The sequence below is a fragment of the Vibrio sp. ECSMB14106 genome (assembly GCF_000972265.1).
Lineage (GTDB): Bacteria > Pseudomonadota > Gammaproteobacteria > Enterobacterales > Vibrionaceae > Vibrio > Vibrio kanaloae.
This window is the reverse complement of sequence record NZ_LAUM01000004.1, coordinates 124,174-145,343: the sequence shown is the minus strand read 5'-3', so window position 1 is coordinate 145,343 and position 21,170 is coordinate 124,174. Positions and strand designations below refer to the sequence as shown.

The following is a 21,170-nucleotide window of genomic DNA, read 5'->3' as shown; positions in this document are numbered from 1 at the left end:
GATTAATCAAATTGATTAGACGTATTCGCTTCACCCGCTGCTTTTAGTGCATTTTCGCCAGCAAAGTATTCTTTGTGGTCGTCACCCATATCTGAACCAGACATGTTTTGGTGTTTAACACATGCGATGCCTTGGCGGATTTCTTTACGTTGAACATTCGCAACGTAACCCAACATGCCTTGGTCGCCGAAGTACTCTTTCGCAAGGTTGTCAGTAGACAGCGCTGCAGTGTGGTAAGTCGGTAGAGTAATCAAGTGGTGGAAAATACCCGCTTCACGTGATGCGTCCGCTTGGAATGTACGAATCTTGTCGTCAGCACTTGCAGACAGTTCAGTTTCGTCGTATTCCGCGCTCATTAGGTTCGCACGATCGTAAGCTGATACATCTTTACCTTCAGCAACCAATGCATCGTAAGCTTGCTGACGGAAGTTTAGCGTCCAGTTGAATGATGGAGAGTTGTTGTAAACTAGTTTCGCGTTAGGGTGAACTTCGCGAACGCCGTCCATCATCTCTTTGATTTGACCGATGTGTGGTTTCTCAGTTTCAATCCAAAGTAGGTCAGCACCTGCGTTGATTGCTTCGATACAGTCAAATACACAGCGGTCTTCACCAGTACCTTGGCGGAATTGGTATAAGCCTGAAGGTAGACGCTTAGGTCGAACTAGCTTGCCGTCACGGTTGAAGCAAACATCACCTTCAGCCATATCAGCAACATCAACCTCTTCAACATCTAGGTATGAGTTGTAGATGTCACCTTGGTCGCCAGGCTCTTTCACTACAGCGATTTCTTTTGTTAGACCAGCACCTTGTGAATCGGTACGAGCAACAATGATGCCGTTATCGATGCCTAATTCAAGGAATGCGTAACGAAGTGCGCGAAGTTTTGCGTGGAAGTCAGCGTGTGGCACCGTTACTTTACCGTCTTGGTGACCACATTGCTTCTCATCGGCAACTTGGTTTTCAATTTGTAGACAGCAAGCGCCCGCTTCAATCATCTGTTTAGCCATTAGGTATGTTGCTTCCGCATTACCGAAACCCGCATCGATATCTGCGATGATTGGCACCACGTGTGTTACGTGATTGTCGATTTTGTCTTGGATAAGGTCTTGTTGGTTAACGTCGCCCGCTTCACGTGCAGCGTCTAGCTCACGGAATAAACCACCCAGTTCACGAGCATCAGCTTGGCGCAGGAATGTGTATAGTTCTTCTACTAGGCCTGCAACTGATGTTTTCTCATGCATCGATTGGTCTGGAAGTGGACCGAAGTCTGAGCGAAGTGCCGCAACCATCCAACCTGAAAGGTAAAGGTAGCGGCGATCTGTCTTGCCATCAAAGTGCTTCTTAATAGAAATCAGCTTTTGTTGACCGATAAAACCATGCCAGCAACCTAAAGACTGAGTGTATTGAGAGCTGTCTTTATCGTAAGCCTCCATATCCGCACGCATGATATCTGCCGTGTATTGCGCGATATCCAGACCTGTTTTGAATTTGTTTTGAGCTCGCATACGAGCAGCAGATTCAGGGTTAATTGCATCCCATGGAGCACCTGCAGCGCTTTTTGCAACTTCAATCTTTTCGATATCTTGTGTAATTTGCGACATAACTATTCCTTAGTTTCACGTGGGGTATGGTTGCCAAATTGGCTTGGATTAAAACTTTGCTATGGACAAAGAATAACCACGCATGTGATAATTTTGTTAATTTATAGTTATTATATTCGGTATTTTTCTTATGAATATTGCTCGTATAGACCTTAATTTGCTTGTGTATTTAGACATGTTGCTACGTGAAAGAAACGTTACACGAGCGGCAAATCAATTGGGAATAACTCAACCAGCCATGAGTAATGGCCTTCGTCGATTACGTGATCTGTTTGAAGACCCACTGTTGGTGAGAACCAGTGAAGGAATGGTTCCTACCGAGCGAGCGCAAAAGTTGCAGCCGCTGGTTCGCAACATCTTGGCGAATGTAGAAAAGACGCTACAGCCCACCACTGAGTTTAGGGCTGAAGATAGCGAACGTGTGTTCCGTATCATGGCGAGTGATTATGCTGAATCAACCCTTATTCAGCCGCTATTAAAAAAACTGAGTGAGATAGCGCCGAAAATACGACTGGATATAATGACGCCAAGTGATGTGAGCTATCAGGATGTAGAACAAGGTACTGTTGATATTATCATCAACCGTTTTGATGATATTCCACAGTCCTTCCATCAGATGAGCCTTTGGCACGACGGGTTTTCTTGCCTATTTAGCTGTGACAATCCAATAGCCGACAACTTTGATATTTTATCTTATTTAAAGGCGCAACACATTTGGGTAAGTAAGACGGGTATGGGAACTGGAGTCGGGATCAATCCAAGTGAAGCGCAAAAGCTCGGTTGGATAGATGAAGCATTAATGCGCATTGGTAAAACCCGCAATATCACGGTGTTTACCCGACATTATCTATCTGCGATTCTCTTTGCTCAGCAGAAAAACCTTATCCTTACTATTCCAACTAAAGCCGCGCAATTACAGCGCAACAATCCTAATTTATTAATCAAACCAGCCCCATTTGCGATTGAACCTTTCGAGGTGAAAATGGCGTGGAGCCCATTGTTACAAACCAATCCAGACCACCAGTGGATGCGTCGCTTGATTAAAAGTGTCGCCAATGAAATAGAAAGCGGTGTGACGGAGTAACATAGTTTGCAGGGTATTTTTTATATGAATATTCAGTATAACAGGCATAAATTAGCTAAATTTATACCTGTTAAGTAAGTTTAAACTAGTTATTTAAATTTAAGTCAGTTAAGTAAATATATTGAGTAGTCATCAGTTAGCTTGAGAGAGATTTTATGAGCAGTCGTATTCAACAGGGAAGCTTGAACATTGATAGCACCCTCTACCAATTAATTAATGAGCAGGTCATTCCTGGAACAGGCATTATCGCTGAAGACTTTTGGCAATCTTTTGCAGCGATCCTTAAAGATCTGGCACCAAAAAATCGTGCTTTGCTTATCAAGCGTGAAGATCTTCAACATCAGATTGATGTTTGGCACCAAGAGCGTGCTGGTCAAACACTCGACGCAGCAGAGTACAAACAGTTCTTGCAGCAGATTGGCTACCTAGTGCCGGAAGGCGAAGACTTCCAAGTTACCACTGCAAGTGTAGAGCCTGAAATTGCGACACAAGCAGGCCCACAGCTTGTGGTGCCTATCATGAACGCGCGATTTGCACTTAACGCAGCAAACGCGCGCTGGGGCAGTTTATACGATGCGCTCTACGGCACAGATGTCATCAGTGAAAGCGATGGTGCAGAGAAAGGTGGCAGCTTTAACCCTGTTCGTGGCGCTAAAGTTGTCACTTACGCCAGAGAATTCCTTGATGAAGCTGCGCCATTGAATGGTGTTTCTCATAAAGATGTGACTAAGTACAGTATCAGCAATGTGAACATTGGCAACATGCTGACAGCAACGTTAGATAACGGCGAAGAAGTCACTCTCATTGATCGCAACCAGTTTATTGGTTATCAAGGAGACGCAAGCGCGCCTTCTTGCATTCTGCTGAAGCACAATAATCTCCATATCGAAATTCAGATCGATCCGAGTGCGCCAATTGGCAGCGTTGATGTGGCTGGAATTAAAGATGTGTTGGTGGAATCGGCTCTCACCACCATTATGGATTGCGAAGACTCTGTCGCTGCGGTTGATGGTGAAGACAAAGCACTGGCTTACCGTAACTGGTTAGGTTTAATGAAAGGTGATTTACAAGAGTCGCTTGAGAAAAACGGCAAAACTATCGTTCGTAACCTCAACCCAGATCGTCAGTATACCAGCGTGACGGGTGGCGAGATCTCGCTGAAAGGCCGTAGCATGTTGTTCATTCGCAATGTGGGCCACCTAATGACCAACCCTGCGATTATTGATGCGGAAGGTAATGAAGTGCCTGAAGGCATTATGGATGGCATGGTGACATCGCTCATCGCAATGCACGATTTAAAGGGTAATAGCCCGTATCAAAACTCAACCGCGAACAGCATTAATATTGTAAAACCTAAGATGCACGGCCCTGAAGAAGTGGCTTTCACCAATGAGTTGTTTGGTCGAATTGAAGATGCATTAGGTTTAGATCGCTTTACGATTAAAGTCGGCATTATGGACGAAGAGCGTCGTACCTCTGTGAACTTGAAAGAGTGTATTCGCGCAGCCAAAGATCGTGTCGTGTTCATCAACACAGGTTTCCTAGACCGAACGGGTGATGAAATCCACACCAGTATGGAAGCAGGACCATTCGCTCCGAAAACACAACTGAAAACCATGACTTGGATTGGCGCATACGAAGATCAAAACGTTGATCTTGGCTTAGCTTGTGGCCTGCAAGGTAAAGCTCAAATCGGTAAAGGTATGTGGCCAGAGCCAGATAATATGGCGAAGATGATGGACGCGAAAATCGGACATCCACAAGCGGGCGCGAATACGGCTTGGGTACCATCGCCAACGGCTGCGACTTTGCATGCTTTGCACTATCACAAAGTGAGCGTACCAAGCCGCCAGAAAGAGCTTAGTGAGCGAGTGAGAGCCAATGTAGACGATATTTTGACTATTCCGCTACTAGGCAATCAAAAGCTGACCGCGAAAGATATCCAAAATGAATTGGACAACAATACGCAAGGTATTCTTGGTTACGTAGTTCGTTGGATTGACCAAGGAGTAGGTTGTTCGAAAGTGCCAGATATTAACGATGTAGGGCTAATGGAAGACCGAGCGACGCTGCGTATTTCAAGCCAACACATCGCTAACTGGTTACGCCATGGTATTTGCGATGAAGTCCAAGTAATGAAAACCATGAAACGTATGGCGGCCGTCGTTGACGAGCAAAATGCAGGCGATCCGAGTTACCGCAATATGGCACCAGATTTTGAAAACAGCATTGCTTTCTCAGCAGCTTGCCAGTTGGTATTTGAAGGTTGTGCTCAGCCAAGTGGTTACACCGAGCCTGTATTGCATGCTATGCGACTGAAGTTAAAAGCACTTGCATAAAACAAGGCTGCTAAATTGTTAGATAGCTAGAAAACAAAATAGCAAAGCAACGTAACCGTGTTACAGAATAACTAAATAACAACGTCACTTAATAATAAAACCACTAAGAAAAGAAACATCCATTTAAACCGAGCCCAAGGTGCCGCGCTTTATAGCGCGGCTTTTTTTTTGAGTGTTCACGGGGAATGGAAAGGGAAGAACTGACTTAGTGATGAAACGTATTACTACTAACCTCATTCTCCGCCAAAGCATAGATACTTAATATCCATGTACTCGTCGATGCCTTCTTTAGCGCCTTCGCGGCCAATACCTGACTGCTTAACCCCACCGAAAGGTGCAACCTCTGTTGAGATGAGGCCGTCATTAATGCCAACCATACCGTATTCAAGTGCTTCTGCTACCTTCCACACACGGTGGATATTCTGGCTGTAGAAGTAAGACGCTAAACCATAGATCGTATCGTTCGCCATTTCGATCAGCTCTTCATCGCTATCGAACTTCATAATAGGAGCAACAGGGCCAAAAATCTCTTGTTGAACGATGTCCATGTCGTGCTTCACGTCTTTAAGAATGACAGGTTGAATGAACAAGCCCGCAAGCTCTTGCGTTGGGGTTACAGGCTGGGCACCTTGTTCAATGGCGCGGTCAATCAAACCTTGGATGTTCTGTTTCGCTCTTTCACTGATCACAGGGCCAATGTTGATGCCTTCGTCTAAGCCGTTGCCAATTTTGAGTTGCTGCACCGCTTGGTCGAATTTAGCCACAAACTCATCGTGTACTTTGCTGTGAATATAGAATCGATTAGCACAAACACAGGTTTGGCCTGCATTACGGAATTTCGAAGCCATTGCGCCTTGAACCGCAGCATCGATATCGGCATCGTCAAACACAATAAACGGAGCATTACCGCCAAGCTCCATCGAGGTGCGTTTGATTCCTTTTGCAGCTTGAGCCATTAAGATACTGCCGACACGGGTAGAGCCTGTAAAAGAGATCTTTTTGATCAATGGGTGTGAGGTGAATAGCTCGCCAATCTGTTCTGGGCTGTCACCCAATACAACTTGAAGCAGATTTTTAGGAATACCCGCTTGGTAGGCCAGTTCAACAACAGCAAATGCTGAAAGTGGCGTTTCGTCAGAAGGCTTAACAATAAAACTACAGCCAGCCGCCAGTGCAGGCGCGGCTTTACGTGTGATCATCGCTATCGGGAAATTCCACGGTGTGATGGCACACGCCACTCCGATCGGCTGCTTGATCGTCACTAAGTGTTTTCCTGCGACTGTGCTTGGAATTGAATCACCATAGGTACGCTTTGCTTCTTCAGCGAACCATTCGATAAAGCTTGCACCATAAACCACTTCGCCCGTTGCTTCTTCCAACGGCTTGCCTTGTTCGATCGTCATTAAGTGAGCAAGGTCGTCCTTGTTTTCAAGGATCAGTTGATGCCAAGCTTTCAGTATCGCAGCGCGAGATTTAGCCGGAATTTTTGCCCACTCTTTCTGTGCAATATGAGATCGCTCGATAGCTCTGTCTAATTCTGTCTCAGATGATATAGGCGCATGTCCAATAAGCTCACCCGTTGCTGGGTTGGTTACTGCTACTGCTTTATCCGCTTCAGTCACCATAAAAGAGAGTAAGCGCTGGTTATTAATTTCTAGCATGTGATTCCTTCTTGATGATTACTAACACGTATTGATGCGGTTATTGAGTTGATGTCTATGGCAGTGCTGATGATTCGTTTTAGCCTACCAATGTTATTCTTGCGCCCAGTTGTCTGCTTCTATCTTCGCCAATGCTTTCGCGGCTTTTTGAAGAGCAGGTAGGAACTTGATCGCTTCGTCTGGTTTCACTCGAATCACTGGTGCTTGGATTGCCAAACCGAGATTGGATTGACCGGTTGGTGATGGAATGAGTACTGCGATACACACCAAACCCGGTAGAAACTCTTCGTCATCAATCGCAAAGCCTTGGATCTTAGCTTGTTCGATGTCTTGCTCTAACACTGAGTAGTCGGTGATGGTTTTCACTGTGTACTGAGTCAGTGGCACGTTTTCGATCAGTCTTCTGCGCTGTGATTTCGACATGTGAGCCAAAAACAATTTGCCTGTCGCTGAGCAGTGCACAGGAACGCGAGAGCCAGGTTGCAAATGGAAGCGAAGTGGCGCTTCGGTTTCTGCGCGGTCAAGGTAGATGATCTCACCGCTTGATAGTGCGGTTAGGTTGCAGCTCTCTCCGACTTCTGCTCGAAGGTTTTCAAGAATCGTGCGCCTCGCGCTGTGCATGGTGCTGTTGAACAGTAAGTTTTCAGCCAACTTTCTGAGTCGAATGCCAGAGCTGTAATGCTTTTCGTCGCCATCTCTTTGAATGATACCCGCGGATTCTAATTGTTGCAGCATGCGGTGTAGGGTGGGTTTCGGTAGTCCTGTTTCTTCGACGAGCCCTTGAAGAGAAATAAACTCGTCTTTTTGCGCTATCACCTCTAATAGTGCAAAAAGTCGGAGAGTGGGCGTATCTCCTTGAACTTGTGGTGTTTCTGTTTGCATACAGTGATTCATCCTTGCGATATGTCTATGTGTAAGAGTGTACATATCAAATCAATATTCTTCAATTATCTGAATAAAATTTGACCTTTTTTATTATTTCAATAATATAAATACAAATTATGGAACAATTAATCTCAATAAGTGGAATTTTAAAAATGAAAGCAATTGAACGGATTATTGATAAGGCGCACTTAGATCGTAAGCGTGTGGTTTTGAGTGAAGCTGAAGACCCTCGTGTACTCAAAGCGGCACGATTAGCGATAGATAAACAGCTCGCTTATATCACGCTGGTGGGCGACGAAAAGGCGATTATCGAAGCCGCTCAGCTGCATTATATTAACCTTGCGGGCATTCACATTGTTTCACCACAAACATCAGCACTTAAAGCCGTGTTGGCCGAACGGCTCTATGAGTTAAGAAAAGCCAAGGGCATGACTTATGAAGATGCATTGGAGAAGGTCACAGACCCACTGATTTTTGCCAACTTGATGGTAAGGGAAGGACTGGTTGACGGCACGGTTAATGGAGCGGTTTATACCACATCAGATGTGGTGCGAGCCGCGCTGCAGATCATTGGGCCTGCACCAGACAGTGAATTGGTCTCGAGCTTTTTTCTGATGATGTTGTGTGAACCTTTCCATAATCTTAAAGGTGGCATGATTTTCAGTGATTGTGGTTTGGTAATTAACCCTAATGAAACTGAACTTGCATCGATTGCAGTGGCGGCATCAAACAGTGCACAAACGCTGTTGATGGAAGAACCGAAAGTCGCAATGCTCTCCTTTTCGACCAACGGCAGTGCCAAACACGAATCGGTCGATAAGGTTCGTAATGCCGCTCAACTCGTGAAACAACGTTGTCCCGGTATTGCGGTTGACCAAGATGTTCAGCTTGATGCAGCGATTGTCACCGAAATAGCGGCTAAAAAGTTGCCAGATTCAGAGGTCAAAGGCCAATCGAACGTGTTGGTATTCCCCAATTTAGAAGCTGGTAATATTGGTTATAAGCTTGCGGAAAGGTTGGGTGGGGCAGTTGCGATTGGTCCGTTGTTGCAAGGGCTGAATCAGCCTGCCAATGACTTATCCAGAGGGTGCAGCGCCGAAGATATCTTCAATGTAATTGCAGTGACTGCCGTGCAAGCACAACAAGGTAAAACGGCAAATCCAATGACGGGTGTTGAAGCTGATGCTCAAGAAGCTCCAGAAGATCAAAACGCTACAGAAGATCAAGAAGCTAAAGAAAGAGAAGAATCAGAATTTGAGTTTAGATACTAAGACTCAATACCTAAAGCTCGCTACATACTAAGTAAAAAAACTAATTAGGATTACCAATGGAGTTACCTGTTTTACTCGCCATTCTTACCACTATTGCGGTAGGTACCTACTTCCAAACGGTCACGGGTTTTGGCCTCGGTATCATCGTGATTGGTTTAACGGTCAGCCTTAATTTGGTTTCCTTACCAGTTATAGCCGCTGTGGTCAGTATTGTGACCTTGTTCAATTGCTTGGTTGCGTTGATGGGTAAGCCATTGCTTGGGGAGCTCAAGATTTTGGTGGTGTTAGTTATCGGTATTATCCCCGGCGTGTCTATGGGGGTGTTCTTGCTAGACGAGTTGAGCGATTCGGCCACGAATATTCTCCGAGGACTATTGGGTGCGATGGTATTATTCGCAGGTTTGAGCTTTATGTTCAAACCTAAAACCAGAAAGGACCGTTCGGCAACGGTATCTTTCTTGTTATCTGGTTTTAGTTCTGGGCTCGCGGGTGGGTTATTCGGTATGGCAGGCCCACCGATTGTTTACCATCTCTATCGACAACCTTTTACGCTCGATCTGGTGCGAAGCACATTGCTGATGGTTTTCGCGTGTACGTCGATGTCCCGAACGGTCAATGTCTACGCAGCAGGCGACATGGAGTCAAGCATACTGTGGTTGTCTGCTATTGCTGTTCCCTTGGTGGCGCTTGTCACGATGTTTGCTCGACGTTTTCCACCGCCGTTGTCCAATGATCAACTCAGAAAGTTGGTGTTTATTGTGTTGATGTTGATTGGTGGGTATTTAATGGCTGTCTCTGCATGGTCGTTACTTGCGGCTTAGAACGTTTTCTTTATCAAAGTTATCTTTGAAGGAGGAGGGCTTGATTCCGTTTAATGTTTGATTAAACCCTCCTCACAGACACATCAACGCTTTAGCATCTCGAAGATGCTCTTAGATAAACCAAACAGGCAGCTTTCTTGTACATCTAAAGTGATGTTACTGCGGTAGTACGGGCTTAAATCGACACCGATTCCCACACCATGAATTTCGATACTGTTCTTGGTTGATTCACGCTCAATGACTTGTTTGAGGTGGTTATCCAAATAGAACTGATCGTTGGCTGTGCTGGTGGCGGTATCCATCGGGCAGCCGTCTGAGAACACGATTAAAACCTTTCTTTGTGCAATGTGCTGTTGCAACCGCTGACTAGCGAACTGCACCGCTTCGCCATCAATCCCTTCTTTAAATATATCGGCTTTGCGAAGGCTCGCAATGCCAAGGCGAGAGCGTCTCCAATGTGTATCAAAATCTTTAAACACAATATGTCGAACTTCGTTTAAGCGGCCTGGGTGTTTCGGCTGACCTTGCTTGAGCCACTGTCGATAAACTTTGCCACCGTTCCAGTTATTGGTGGTGAAGCCAATAATCTCAAATGGAATGTTGGCCAGTCCAACGGATTTGAGAATTGTATCTATCAGTAGACTTAGCTTGTGACTGTGTTTCTGCATTGAACCTGAGCAGTCCATCAAAAACGTGATGGCACATTGATGAGATGCGCCGATGTCAGGTTGATAAAAGACAGTGCGATCCAATGGCGACGTGATGAGCTTGGTTATTGTGGTGGCGTTAACAATGCCTTCTTCTAAATGATCCTGACGTCGGTTCGTTTGTGGAGTGGCAACAAAGCGAGTGAGCATCGCGGCTAAACGGCGAGTGTTGACTTGTCTCGCCATGATGTCATCAGTGAGCTTTTGCCTCAGATCGAGTAACAGAGCGCGCCTGACGAGTTTATCTGCGGCGACCACGTGGTCAAATTCTGAATTAAAGACCTGATAATTGGCGCCCGACAGTTCGAATACCTTGCTACTGCCTGTGATGTCGGTATCGACGTCTTCATCTTGAATGTCGCCATCAACAATCAATGCAAGCTGAGCAAGGATCTTAATGTCTTCTTCAACCGTAGGTGTCGGCGAGTTATTACTCTCTTGTTCTTGGTTGATAAGCTCTTGTGCTAAAGAGGCTAGCTCATTGGCGCAGTGTGCAAACTGTTGTTGGTCGCTTCTATGTTGCTTTAAGCGCCTCAGGCTGTGCCCAAAAGTAGGCACGATGCCGGCACGTGTCGATTCAATGGTTTCAGCAATCGGTTCCGAAACGGGAACACCGGTTAAGCGAGTGTGGATAACCTGCATCAATGTGAAGAGCAGCATGCCAATGCGAGATTCAGTAAAACCATTCTGATGATATTGGTCGCTCCAATACGCAAAGTTGAATTGAATACTGTTGGTTACACCTTTTAGATAAGATGGAACTTGAGATTCAATTCGCACCTGTTCGCAGAAGTCGTAAAGCAGACGTTCGACTTCGTTTTTCGGTCGCAATGAGTAATGAAGTTCAGCATCAGAAAGCAAGAGTCGTAGTGCTGATGAATCGATCTTACCTTGCATCGAAAGCTTGCTGTTTTTCAGCTCATGACGTGATACAAAGGTCAGATCGTTGGTGTGCGCGGACTGGTAATAACAAGGGATATTGCCTTTATAGAGACGCTCTCCTCGATAATTCAGGCTCAACTCGCCACTGATCGCTCTGGCGACAGACACACCAAGGTCGAGGATCTTTTTCTGCTGGGAAGAGACATTGGCCATGGTTTACGACTCCGAGTGCGAATAGTTTTGAGTATGTGTTTCCAAGGCTTCCCCAAAGCAACGGAAATAGTATTCGCTTACCAACTCTTTCTCTTCGTCTTCGCAGCGATTTAAGAATGACAGCCTAAATGCGGTGGCTACATCGTCGAATATTTGGATGTTTTCGGCCCAAGTGAGTACCGTTCGTGGCGACATCACCGTTGAAAGGTCGCCAGCCCGAAACCCGTTGCGAGTTAACCCTGCCGTTGCGATCATTTTCTCAACCAGTTGTCGGCCACTTTCATTATTCAGATCTGGAAGCTTGGATAACACGATCTTGGTTTCATGTTGTGGATCTAAATAGTTGAGCGTGGCAATGATGTTCCAACGATCTAACTGGCTGTGGTTAAGCACTTGAGTACCCGAATACAAACCCGAAAAGTTCCCCAAACCGAGCGTATTACAAGTAGCAAACAGACGGAAAGAGGGGTGAGGAGTGATCACTCGGTTTTGTTCCAAAGAGGTGTATTTTCCGTCTTGCTCTAACAGTTGTTGAATCACAAACATCACATCTGGTCGTCCTGCATCGTATTCGTCTAATACCAGTGCGATGGGTTGTTGAATGCTCTGTGGAAGAATGCCTTCTTTAAACTCTGTCACTTGCATTCCATCTTTAATAACGATGCTGTCTTTACCAATGAAATCCAATCGACTTAAGTGTCCGTCTAGGTTGATCCTCAAACACGGCCAATTTAATCTCGCGGCGATTTGTTCAATGTGAGAAGACTTGCCCGTTCCGTGGGTGCCTTGTATCAACGTACGGCGATTAGAGGTGAACCCCGCCAATATCGCCAGCGTCACTTCAGGATCAAAACAGTAGTTAGGATCGACTTTTGGCACATACTCTCCCACATGTTCAAACGCCATCACCGTTAGGTTGCTGTCGATGCCAAAGCACTCTCTAACACTTACCTGTCGCGTTGGTGTCAATTCCGACTCTTTCATCATTCTTCCCTCTATATAACCCATTACTTGTCGATGTTATTGCGCTATGTCGTCGATTATTAACAGCTCCAGTTAAGTTAACGGCACTTTTTGTACGAAAAACTATCAATAATGTGATCCAGTTTTGTTAATTAGAATGAATTGTTCCAATTTAATATAAAAAGTTGACGCACAAAAAATCTACAACTAAGGTAAAAATGAATTCGAAAAAGAGACAAATCATTCCGAAAAATGAAATTTTGGTTAACTCAAGGAGAATGGAAGAATGAGTGAGCAAGAAAAACGTACGGTTGTTTCCGGCACAGTAACAATGACACCATCAGAAGCGTTCGTTGAAACTATGGTTGCTAATGATGTTACCGACATGTTCGGCATCATGGGGTCAGCATTTATGGACGCAATGGATATCTTTGCTCCTGCTGGCATTCGATTGGTCCCAGTAGTACACGAGCAAGGTGCTGCTCACATGGCAGATGGTTACTCTCGTGTATCGGGTCGCCACGGTGTGGTTATCGGGCAAAATGGCCCGGGTATCAGTAACTGTGTGACTGCGATTGCAGCGGCGTTCTGGGCACATAGCCCGGTCGTAATTGTGACGCCAGAGACAGGCACTAAAACAATGGGCTTAGGTGGTTTCCAAGAGTGTAACCAGCTTCCAATGTTCCAAGAGTTTACTAAGTATCAAGGACACGTAACGCACCCAGACCGTATGGCGGAATACACAGGCCGATGCTTCGACCGTGCGATGAGCGAAATGGGTCCGACTCAACTGAATATTCCTCGTGACTACTTCTACGGTGAAACTCAAACTGAGATCCCCAAACCCGCGCGTTTAGACCGTGGTCCGGGTGGTGAAAAATCTTTGAATGAAGCGGCAGACCTGATTGCAGAAGCGAAATTCCCAGTCATCATCTCTGGTGGTGGCGTGGTAATGGCTGACGCAGTTCAAGAGTGTGCAGCATTAGCAGAAAGGCTGGGTGCGCCGGTTGTGAACAGCTACCTACACAATGACTCGTTCCCTGCTAGTCACCCATTATGGTGTGGCCCTCTAGGCTACCAAGGTTCGAAAGCAGCAATGAAATTGATGGCTCAAGCCGATGTGGTTATTGCCTTGGGTACACGTCTTGGTCCATTTGGTACTTTGCCTCAACATGGCATGGACTACTGGCCGAAGAACGCGAAAATCATTCAGATTGATGCAGACAACAAGATGCTTGGCCTTGTTAAGAAGATCTCTGTTGGTATCTGCGGCGACGCGAAAGCAGCTGCGGTTGCTCTATCTGAAAGATTGGAAGGCCGTGCACTGTTGTGTGATGACAACAAAGGCGCTCGTCAAGACACCGTCGCTACAGAGAAAGCACTTTGGGAAAAAGAGCTTGATGAGTGGACACACGAACGTGACTCTTTCAGCTTGGATATGATTGAAGAAAACTCACACGAGACTCCGTTCTCTGGTGGTGAATACCTACACCCACGCCAAGTACTGCGAGAGCTAGAAAAAGCGATGCCAGAAGACGTAATGGTCTCGACGGATATCGGTAACATCAACTCAGTGGCAAACAGCTACTTACGCTTTGAAAAACCACGTAGCTTCTTTGCTGCAATGAGTTTCGGTAACTGTGGTTACGCATTCCCGACCATCATTGGTGCGAAAGCAGCGGCACCTCATCGTCCAGCTATCTCTTATGCAGGCGACGGTGCGTGGGGCATGAGCCTGATGGAAACCATGACATGTGTTCGCCATAACATTCCAGTGACAGCCGTGGTATTCCACAACCGTCAATGGGGTGCAGAGAAGAAGAACCAAGTCGACTTCTACAACCGACGCTTTGTTGCTGGTGAACTGGATAACCAAAGCTTTGCAGAAATCGCACGAGCAATGGGTGCTGAAGGCATCACGGTTGATAAGCTAGAAGATGTAGGTCCGACTCTACAAAAAGCCATCGACATGCAAATGAACGAAGGCAAAACAACCATCATTGAAATCATGTGTACTCAGGAATTGGGCGACCCGTTCCGCCGAGATGCACTATCAACGCCGGTTCGTTTCCTAGATAAATACAAAGATTACGTATAAGTCATAGGAAGTTTGTCCGACCAAAACAGTCTCGTGAATGCAAGATAAAGAGTTATCGAGAATGTGGTCGGGCAAACAAATTAAGCTCTAATACTAGCCATTAATTTTAAATTAGATGATGAAACAGAATGGCTCAGCGATCGAGTGGTTTTCAAAGATTCTTAATAGTGCTGTTATCTAAGTATTGGGTCATATATTTCTATTATTTCGCTCTAAATATTAGAGCCCTAATGAAATAACCAAGATGAATAGGTGCTCGGTTTCAGTAATAGAGGCTTATCAATAATTATTATGAGTGACTTTTAAATAGTAATTACCGATAAGCCGATAGAGTTATTAGACTTTAGTCTGTGTATTTTATTATATGTCAGTTTTTAACGAATCAATTTCAATTTAGTTATTTATATTGTCGAGTGGTTGGAACCAAATATGAACAATAAATGTTATATCAGCACGCTCGAAGAACTGTATGAAATAATTGATTCATTAATGAATGAATGCAGTGATCAACGTGGTTTGATTTATAACGTATGTGATTATGAAAACAGTAATCTGATGCCAAGTTTAGGCCGTTCAAATCGTAGGAACATACGCCGTGTCGAACAAGAGCTGCTTGCTACGGTGAGACTTTACGGTGGTCACTCGCTGAGTTCTAACGATATAAATGACTGGTTATTGATGTGTTTAGCCAAGAAACTGGGCTTTCCCACCCGTTTACTGGAATGGACCGATAACCTGTTAAATGCGCTGTGGTCGGTGTGTCACAGCCAAAGTAAAGACTGCATAAATATAATTAAAGCTGTTGATTATCAGCGGGTTAGTTTCTTTTTTTCACCGTGTGATCTCAACAAAACACAGATATTTAATGTGGCGGATTGCGATAAACAAGAGCCACGCAAGGACAAGTGGTATTCCATTCACCCATTTAAGGAAGGTGGCAATGATGCCATTCAGCCTTTGTACGATGAGAAAGATTATTCAAACGGTCTAGTGTCCGTTCATATTCTTCCATCAATGAAAGTAAACCTGATAAAGGAGTTAATATCCATGAATGTTTTAAATGAACCGACAGAATATATCGAAGAGAAACTAACAGATTTAAAAAATGAAGCACATGTAGATAACAACCAAGTAATAAATAAAGGTGATGGCAGTATCGAATTACAAGTTAATACTCATGATCGTCAACTTGAACAGTATGGTCGAAAGTATCATCAAGACTTTGATTTCGACTAAAGGCTAACACGTTCCAATTTAATTATATCTCTAATATCGAGAGTGAAAACCTGAGTAAATAAAATTATAACACTAATTAATTTATAAAAAGATGAAATCTGTGAGCTTAGAGATTGTTTATAACCTAACTCGAAGTTAGAGTGATGAACCTTGTTATCAGGTTGTTAAATTTTCGCAAATCTAGTTTAAACACTCTAATAAAAAAGTGGCGCAAAGCTACTGAAATTTAAACCAATAACGAAAACATAAAGGATTCTGGAATATGAATATGCAAACCAATGCACCGACATGCGTGCTGGAAAACCAAGTCGACACCGCTTTTTTACAGTCTTTCAGTGATGCGTGGAATAACCATGATATTGAGGCGCTCATGTCTTTCATGACGGAAGACTGTGTATTCCACACGGTGGCAGGCGAAGGCTTGCTTGGAAACACTATCGAAGGGTACGAAGCGGTTCGAAATAGCTTTGAATTGGTTTGGCAGAACTTTCCAGATGCGGCTTGGAGCGACCCTGTGCATTTTGTGTGTGGTGACCAAGCAGTGAGTGAGTCAACGTTTTCTGCAACGAACCCGGATGGCAGCGTCATCGAAGCTCGCATGGTCGACGTGTTTACCCTGAAAGATGGAAAAATCAGCGTAAAAAATGCCTTCCGTAAAACACGACCTCTTTTAACTCCTAACAACACTCCCAAGAGCTAGACACGAAACCACAACCCGTTCACGTGTTATGACTAGGAGAGTCGAATTATGAGTTTAGTAATGGAACAACCGGCAGCCGATGTGGCGCCAAAGGTGAAAAGCACCCAAGCAAAAGATAAATACGATCCAAAATACGATCCACTAAAAGATAAAAACCCAGGTCACGGTAAGGAATACGCACCAACGTACTGGGTAGATACCGCAGGCGCACCACCCGAAGATGATGGCCCAATCACGTCAGACATGGATGTCGATGTGGCGATTATCGGTTCAGGCTTCACTGGCCTAAGCACTGCGATACATCTTGCTGAAATGTACGGTATTAAAGCGACAGTGATTGAAGCCAACCGTTTGAGTTGGGGCTGCAGCACCCGAAATGGTGGTCAGGCACAGTGTGCATCAGGGCGTTTGAAGCGTTCTCAGTGGATTGAACGTTGGGGATTAGAAACTGCGCTGAAAATGCACCGCGAATGCGTAGATGGCATGAACACCTTTAAGTCTCTAATCAAAGATATTGATTGTGATCCGCAGCCGGGTGGCCATTTATATGTGGCTCACCGTCCAAAAGTGATGGCAACGCTTGAGAAAGAAGCCAAGTTACTACGTGACACGTTTGACTACGATGCGCAGATCTTAGATGCGGAAACCGTAAAGCGTGATTACGTTGGTGACCAAGAAGCGGCAGGCGCGATGCATGAGCCCGAAGGGATTGGTATTCATGCAGGGAAACTGGCGTTTGGTTACCTAAGAAAGGCGCGAGCACTCGGCATTAAAGTTCACCCGTCTAGCCCTGTGATGGGTTGGGAAACTCGTGGCGGTGTACATTACCTGAAAACGCCAGGTGGTGTTGTGAAGGCTCGCTCTGTCGGTGTTTGCACCGGTGGGTACACCAGCCAAGGTTTGCATTCCGAGCTTAAGAATCGCCTATTACCAGTGCTTTCTAACTCGATGGTGACACGTCCGTTAACTCAAGACGAAATCGCCGCGTGTAACTTCAAAACCAATCAAGTGATTACTGATACTCGAATTCTGCGCCACTACTACCGTTTGCTACCGGATAACCGAGTACAGATTGGTACACGCAGTGCCATCAGTGGCAAGAACGCACCTGAAAAGAAATATGAAGACATGTTGAGAGCGGATTTAACCCGAAAATTCCCTTCTCTCGATCAGATCAAAATCGATTATTCATGGTGGGGATGGGTGGATGTTAGCCACGACATGATGCCGAGAATTTATCAGCCGAATCCAAAGCAATCCATCTTCTACGCACTGGGTTATGGCGGCAATGGCGTGATGTATTCCGCTCAAGCAGGTAAACGCCTCGCTCAGTGGATCGCAGGTGAAGGCCACAAGTTGGACCTACCGATATTTGAATCAAAACTTCCGTTCCCCAACGTGAGGGAAATGGTGGAATCAGAGATGTTTGCACCGTTTCGCAGAATGGGGCAGCGGTTCCTTTATCAGTGGTATTCGTTAAAGGATGAAAAGCTGTAATCGCGACTCGAACATTGTTTCCAAAATAGGGAAATAGAACTACGACCAGGAAAGTTGTACCAGGTCACCTTGTGAGCAAAGTACAGGCAGGAAGTCTGTACGATAGGAAAGGTTAAGACTATGAAATTTATTAAAAATAAAATTATTGCTGGTGTCACCATCGTAGCAACAGCGGTGCTATCTCATACTGCGGCAGCAGCGAATTTTAAAATGGCTATCGGCGATGCTGCTGGTGGTACGCAGTGGGAATTGGCGACCTCGTTTTCTGAACTGATGGAGCAAAAAACAGACGGTAAAGTGAAAATCGATCTTTTCCCGAATGGCCAATTAGGCAATGAGCAAGACACTGTCAACGATGCGGCAATCGGTCTTCTCGACTTCTCTGTACTGGCGATCAACAACGTAACCCCTTTCTCTCCAACTGTTGGTCTACTGACCATGCCTTATGTGATTCAAAGCGCAGAAGAAGCGGTTCTACTTACTCAAGGCCAAGTTGGCCAAGACCTCGTCGATAACACCATTCGAGATGCTGGAGTTCGCATCGTTGGTTGGGCTTATTCCGGCTTTAGGGTTTTGACTAACTCGAAAAAGCCAGTCGCTTCGCCAGAGGATCTTAAAGGGCTAGTGATTCGTGTTCCTCGTAACGAAATCATGATTGCTTCTTACCAAGCGTGGGGTGTAAATCCAACGCCAATGGCATGGTCTGAGACTTTTACAGGCTTGCAACAAGGTGTGGTTGATGGTCAAGACAACCCATATATCACTGTTCATGCCATGAAGTTCAATGAAGTACAAAAGTACGTAACCAACCTCCGTTACATCTTCTCACTTGAGCCGCTAATAGTCAGTGAAACGGTGTTCCAGCAACAGACTCCAGAGATGCAAAAAATCATTCTTGAAGCGGGTCAGGAAGCGACAGAGCACAGCTTTGCTTACCTGGAAAATACTGAAAACAAGATCCGTGAAGAACTACAAGCAAAAGGCATGGTATTCACAGACCCAGCAGACAATGAGCAAGAGTGGATCAGCGATGTAACGAAATCAGTTTGGCCTAAGTTCTACTCAAGCATTGGGGGCAAAGACAAGCTAGACGACGTTCTTGAGTTACTAGGTAGAAAGTAACGATTAGATACGCCCTATTTACTGCTCTCCGCTACTTAATCACCTAGCGATAGAACAGTGAGATAGGGCATTTACATGGCTTTACTTGTTGATCTGTTCAGTACCTGATCTTTTTAGGACCGTGAGCGACTGGTTGTCATGTGGAAATCAACATTGGAGGTTATATGTCAGTCGCTAAAACAATAAAAAAGCACTTAAACAACATTGAGGAATATACCTGTTGTCTGCTGCTCGCAAGCTTTGTCCTATTGCTGTTCACACAAATCCTTACTCGTCAGTTCTTTGATTACTCTATCCCTTGGGGTGACGAAGTCGCGACTTACATGTTCGTTTGGTTTGCCTATCTAGGCGCTGTTGTGGCGGCCAAAATGTCAGCCCACAACCGAGTGAGCTTCCACTTTAAATTCTTTCCGCCAATTGTGCAGACCGTGAGTGAAACCATTGCTGACTTCTTATGGCTCTGTTTTAACGGTTACTTTGTTTACCTCAGTTACGACTTCGTGTTTAACAAAATGAACCTGTTTTGGAAATCTCAAACAACAGGCATCCCGATGAAGTATTTCTACATGATTTTACCTATCGCGTTTTCCCTAATGATGATTCGAATTATCTGGAACAACTACGAGCGCTTATTCAAAGGCGCAACCAACGAAGATCCAGAAGTCAAAGAGCTGCGCAAAATGACGGCACAAAAGTCCGCGCAATAGTCATCACAGAGAATTGTCGTAATAGAGAGATGTAATAATGGAATCCTATTTAACTCTAATTTTATTTGGTGGCTTTTTAACGCTGTTAATCCTAGGCGCACCAATCACAGTATCACTGGCCGGCGCTTCGATGGCGGCCTATATGTTGCTCGACAAAAATCCCATCGCTTTAGTACAAATCGCGTTTACCTCGGTGGGTAACTTCCCCTTAATGGCGCTGCCAGCCTTTGTTCTTGCGGGTGCATTAATGGAGGCTGCGGGGATCTCCAAACGTCTGGTGGATATCGCCGAAAGCTTAGCCGGGCCCGTAACGGGTGGCCTTGGCGCGGCAACGGTTATGGCGTGTCTTTTCTTTGGCGCTATCTCGGGTTCTGGCCCTGCAACAACGGCAGCGGTAGGCATGTTAATGGTGCCCGCGATGGTTAAGCGTGACTACGACAAGAGCTACGCATCGGCAGTTACGGCTGCATCCGGGGGGTTGGGCATTATCATCCCGCCATCCATTCCTTTGGTTATCTTCGGTATTTCTGCAATGGGTTTAATGGCGCCACCAGAAGCCATTGCTCAACACGGCCAGTTTGCTTCTTTATCGATTCCAAAACTGTTTGTCGCTGGGGTTGTGCCGGGTTTCATTATGGCGTCGACGCTGGTGGTGACTAACTATTTTATTGCTAAACGCGAAGGCTACAAGGGGCTGACCGAAACGTGGTCGTTTGGTGATGTAAGGCATTATTTGCGCCGTGGATTATGGTCGATCTTAGCACCGTTCTTGATTCTTGGTGGTATCTACAGCGGTATGTTCACACCAACAGAATCAGCGGTTGTGGCGATATTCTATTCGTTGTTTGTGGGGCTTTTCATTCACCGAGAGTTGTCGTTTAAAAGCGTGATGAAATCTTTGTCGACCACCACATGGATCACAGGGCGTGTATTGTTAATCCTCTTTGCCGCTACTGTGTTTGGACGCTTGTTGATCGAGCAAAAAATCCCAGTTGTTGTGGCGGAATCGCTACTCAGTTTTACCGACAACATGTACATGGTGTGGGCACTAACGATTACCTTGCTGCTGTTCATCGGCATGTTCATGGAAACCTTGGCGGCGATCATGATCATTGTGCCTGTTCTACTGCCAATCATGTACATGTTAGGCGCGGATCCTACCCATGTTGGTATCGTGGTGGTGTGTACGCTCTCGATAGGTTTTGCGACACCTCCGCTGGGTGAAAATATCTTTGTCGCCTCGGGGATCGGTGGCTCTACAGTCGAGCAGATCACCGCCAAGATCCATCCCTTTGTACTTGCATCTGTCGTGGGCGTTTTCGTTATCGCTTTCTTCCCACAAATCACACTTTGGCTACCGTCCTTAGTCGGCTATTAGGAGAC

At 45.4% G+C, this 21,170-nt stretch carries 16 protein-coding genes; 11 read left to right on the top strand and 5 right to left on the bottom strand.

Annotated elements, in window-relative coordinates; genetic code table 11:
• Nucleotides 1-2 precede the first annotated feature (2 nt).
• Nucleotides 3-1,601 (bottom strand): isocitrate lyase, encoded by a 1,599-nt coding sequence (locus WR49_RS04120; RefSeq protein WP_046223159.1) that lies wholly within the window; start codon nucleotides 1,599-1,601, stop codon nucleotides 3-5.
• A 130-nt stretch (nucleotides 1,602-1,731) separates the two neighbouring features.
• Between WR49_RS04120 and WR49_RS04115 the strand changes: the two genes are divergently transcribed.
• Nucleotides 1,732-2,685 carry a LysR family transcriptional regulator gene (locus WR49_RS04115; protein ID WP_017057927.1) on the top strand — a complete coding sequence of 318 codons (954 nt, stop codon included), beginning with the start codon at nucleotides 1,732-1,734 and terminating at the stop codon, nucleotides 2,683-2,685.
• Between the two features lie 155 nt (nucleotides 2,686-2,840).
• Nucleotides 2,841-5,024: a malate synthase G gene (locus tag WR49_RS04110; RefSeq protein WP_046223158.1), complete on the top strand. Its 2,184-nt coding sequence runs from the start codon at nucleotides 2,841-2,843 to the stop codon at nucleotides 5,022-5,024.
• 233 nt (nucleotides 5,025-5,257) lie between these two features.
• Here WR49_RS04110 and WR49_RS04105 read toward each other — a convergent pair whose 3' ends face one another.
• Both WR49_RS04105 and WR49_RS04100 read right to left on the bottom strand, forming a co-directional pair.
• A complete protein-coding gene (locus WR49_RS04105; protein WP_046223157.1) occupies nucleotides 5,258-6,685 on the bottom strand; it encodes an NAD-dependent succinate-semialdehyde dehydrogenase in 1,428 nt (475 codons plus the stop codon).
• 93 nt (nucleotides 6,686-6,778) lie between these two features.
• Nucleotides 6,779-7,567: an IclR family transcriptional regulator gene (locus WR49_RS04100; protein WP_017057930.1), complete on the bottom strand. Its 789-nt coding sequence runs from the start codon at nucleotides 7,565-7,567 to the stop codon at nucleotides 6,779-6,781.
• Between the two features lie 155 nt (nucleotides 7,568-7,722).
• Between WR49_RS04100 and pta the strand changes: the two genes are divergently transcribed.
• Together pta and WR49_RS04090 are read left to right on the top strand one after the other, a co-directional pair.
• Nucleotides 7,723-8,841, top strand: coding sequence for a phosphate acetyltransferase (gene pta, locus WR49_RS04095; protein WP_046223156.1), 1,119 nt, complete (start codon nucleotides 7,723-7,725; stop codon nucleotides 8,839-8,841).
• Nucleotides 8,842-8,897: 56 nt separating this feature from the next.
• Nucleotides 8,898-9,662 carry a sulfite exporter TauE/SafE family protein gene (locus WR49_RS04090; protein WP_046223155.1) on the top strand — a complete coding sequence of 255 codons (765 nt, stop codon included), beginning with the start codon at nucleotides 8,898-8,900 and terminating at the stop codon, nucleotides 9,660-9,662.
• A gap of 83 nt (nucleotides 9,663-9,745) precedes the next feature.
• On the opposite strand, the gene WR49_RS04085 is transcribed toward WR49_RS04090, so the two are convergent.
• Nucleotides 9,746-11,464, bottom strand: a complete 1,719-nt coding sequence (locus WR49_RS04085; protein ID WP_046223154.1) for a cobaltochelatase CobT-related protein — start codon at nucleotides 11,462-11,464, stop codon at nucleotides 9,746-9,748.
• A 3-nt stretch (nucleotides 11,465-11,467) separates the two neighbouring features.
• Nucleotides 11,468-12,451, bottom strand: a complete 984-nt coding sequence (locus WR49_RS04080; protein ID WP_017057934.1) for an AAA family ATPase — start codon at nucleotides 12,449-12,451, stop codon at nucleotides 11,468-11,470.
• A gap of 262 nt (nucleotides 12,452-12,713) precedes the next feature.
• On the opposite strand from WR49_RS04080, the gene xsc reads away from it, so the two are divergent.
• The 7 genes from xsc (at nucleotide 12,714) to WR49_RS04045 (ending at nucleotide 21,165) form a co-directional block, all read left to right on the top strand.
• Nucleotides 12,714-14,525: a sulfoacetaldehyde acetyltransferase gene (xsc, locus tag WR49_RS04075; RefSeq protein WP_017057935.1), complete on the top strand. Its 1,812-nt coding sequence runs from the start codon at nucleotides 12,714-12,716 to the stop codon at nucleotides 14,523-14,525.
• Nucleotides 14,526-14,954: 429 nt separating this feature from the next.
• Nucleotides 14,955-15,761 (top strand): FRG domain-containing protein, encoded by an 807-nt coding sequence (locus tag WR49_RS04070; RefSeq protein WP_046223153.1) that lies wholly within the window; start codon nucleotides 14,955-14,957, stop codon nucleotides 15,759-15,761.
• A 262-nt stretch (nucleotides 15,762-16,023) separates the two neighbouring features.
• Complete coding sequence (locus tag WR49_RS04065; protein WP_017057938.1) at nucleotides 16,024-16,461, top strand: nuclear transport factor 2 family protein; 438 nt, start codon at nucleotides 16,024-16,026, stop codon at nucleotides 16,459-16,461.
• 48 nt (nucleotides 16,462-16,509) lie between these two features.
• Nucleotides 16,510-17,958, top strand: a complete 1,449-nt coding sequence (locus tag WR49_RS04060; protein WP_046223152.1) for an NAD(P)/FAD-dependent oxidoreductase — start codon at nucleotides 16,510-16,512, stop codon at nucleotides 17,956-17,958.
• 120 nt (nucleotides 17,959-18,078) lie between these two features.
• On the top strand, nucleotides 18,079-19,080 hold the full coding sequence (locus WR49_RS04055) for a TRAP transporter substrate-binding protein (protein WP_046223151.1): 1,002 nt from the start codon (nucleotides 18,079-18,081) through the stop codon (nucleotides 19,078-19,080).
• Between the two features lie 164 nt (nucleotides 19,081-19,244).
• Nucleotides 19,245-19,787, top strand: a complete 543-nt coding sequence (locus WR49_RS04050) for a TRAP transporter small permease (protein WP_017064289.1) — start codon at nucleotides 19,245-19,247, stop codon at nucleotides 19,785-19,787.
• 37 nt (nucleotides 19,788-19,824) lie between these two features.
• Nucleotides 19,825-21,165, top strand: coding sequence for a TRAP transporter large permease (locus WR49_RS04045; protein WP_017057942.1), 1,341 nt, complete (start codon nucleotides 19,825-19,827; stop codon nucleotides 21,163-21,165).
• Nucleotides 21,166-21,170: the final 5 nt, after the last annotated feature.

Bases quoted from the DNA above. Each gene is read 5' to 3' on its own strand.
- WR49_RS04120 (WP_046223159.1), bottom strand. From the start codon at position 1,601: ATGTCGCAAATTACACAAGATATCGAAAAGATTGAAGTTGCAAAAAGC.
- WR49_RS04115 (WP_017057927.1), top strand. From the start codon at position 1,732: ATGAATATTGCTCGTATAGACCTTAATTTGCTTGTGTATTTAGACATG.
- WR49_RS04110 (WP_046223158.1), top strand. From the start codon at position 2,841: ATGAGCAGTCGTATTCAACAGGGAAGCTTGAACATTGATAGCACCCTC.
- WR49_RS04105 (WP_046223157.1), bottom strand. From the start codon at position 6,685: ATGCTAGAAATTAATAACCAGCGCTTACTCTCTTTTATGGTGACTGAA.
- WR49_RS04100 (WP_017057930.1), bottom strand. From the start codon at position 7,567: ATGCAAACAGAAACACCACAAGTTCAAGGAGATACGCCCACTCTCCGA.
- pta (WP_046223156.1), top strand. From the start codon at position 7,723: ATGAAAGCAATTGAACGGATTATTGATAAGGCGCACTTAGATCGTAAG.
- WR49_RS04090 (WP_046223155.1), top strand. From the start codon at position 8,898: ATGGAGTTACCTGTTTTACTCGCCATTCTTACCACTATTGCGGTAGGT.
- WR49_RS04085 (WP_046223154.1), bottom strand. From the start codon at position 11,464: ATGGCCAATGTCTCTTCCCAGCAGAAAAAGATCCTCGACCTTGGTGTG.
- WR49_RS04080 (WP_017057934.1), bottom strand. From the start codon at position 12,451: ATGATGAAAGAGTCGGAATTGACACCAACGCGACAGGTAAGTGTTAGA.
- xsc (WP_017057935.1), top strand. From the start codon at position 12,714: ATGAGTGAGCAAGAAAAACGTACGGTTGTTTCCGGCACAGTAACAATG.
- WR49_RS04070 (WP_046223153.1), top strand. From the start codon at position 14,955: ATGAACAATAAATGTTATATCAGCACGCTCGAAGAACTGTATGAAATA.
- WR49_RS04065 (WP_017057938.1), top strand. From the start codon at position 16,024: ATGAATATGCAAACCAATGCACCGACATGCGTGCTGGAAAACCAAGTC.
- WR49_RS04060 (WP_046223152.1), top strand. From the start codon at position 16,510: ATGAGTTTAGTAATGGAACAACCGGCAGCCGATGTGGCGCCAAAGGTG.
- WR49_RS04055 (WP_046223151.1), top strand. From the start codon at position 18,079: ATGAAATTTATTAAAAATAAAATTATTGCTGGTGTCACCATCGTAGCA.
- WR49_RS04050 (WP_017064289.1), top strand. From the start codon at position 19,245: ATGTCAGTCGCTAAAACAATAAAAAAGCACTTAAACAACATTGAGGAA.
- WR49_RS04045 (WP_017057942.1), top strand. From the start codon at position 19,825: ATGGAATCCTATTTAACTCTAATTTTATTTGGTGGCTTTTTAACGCTG.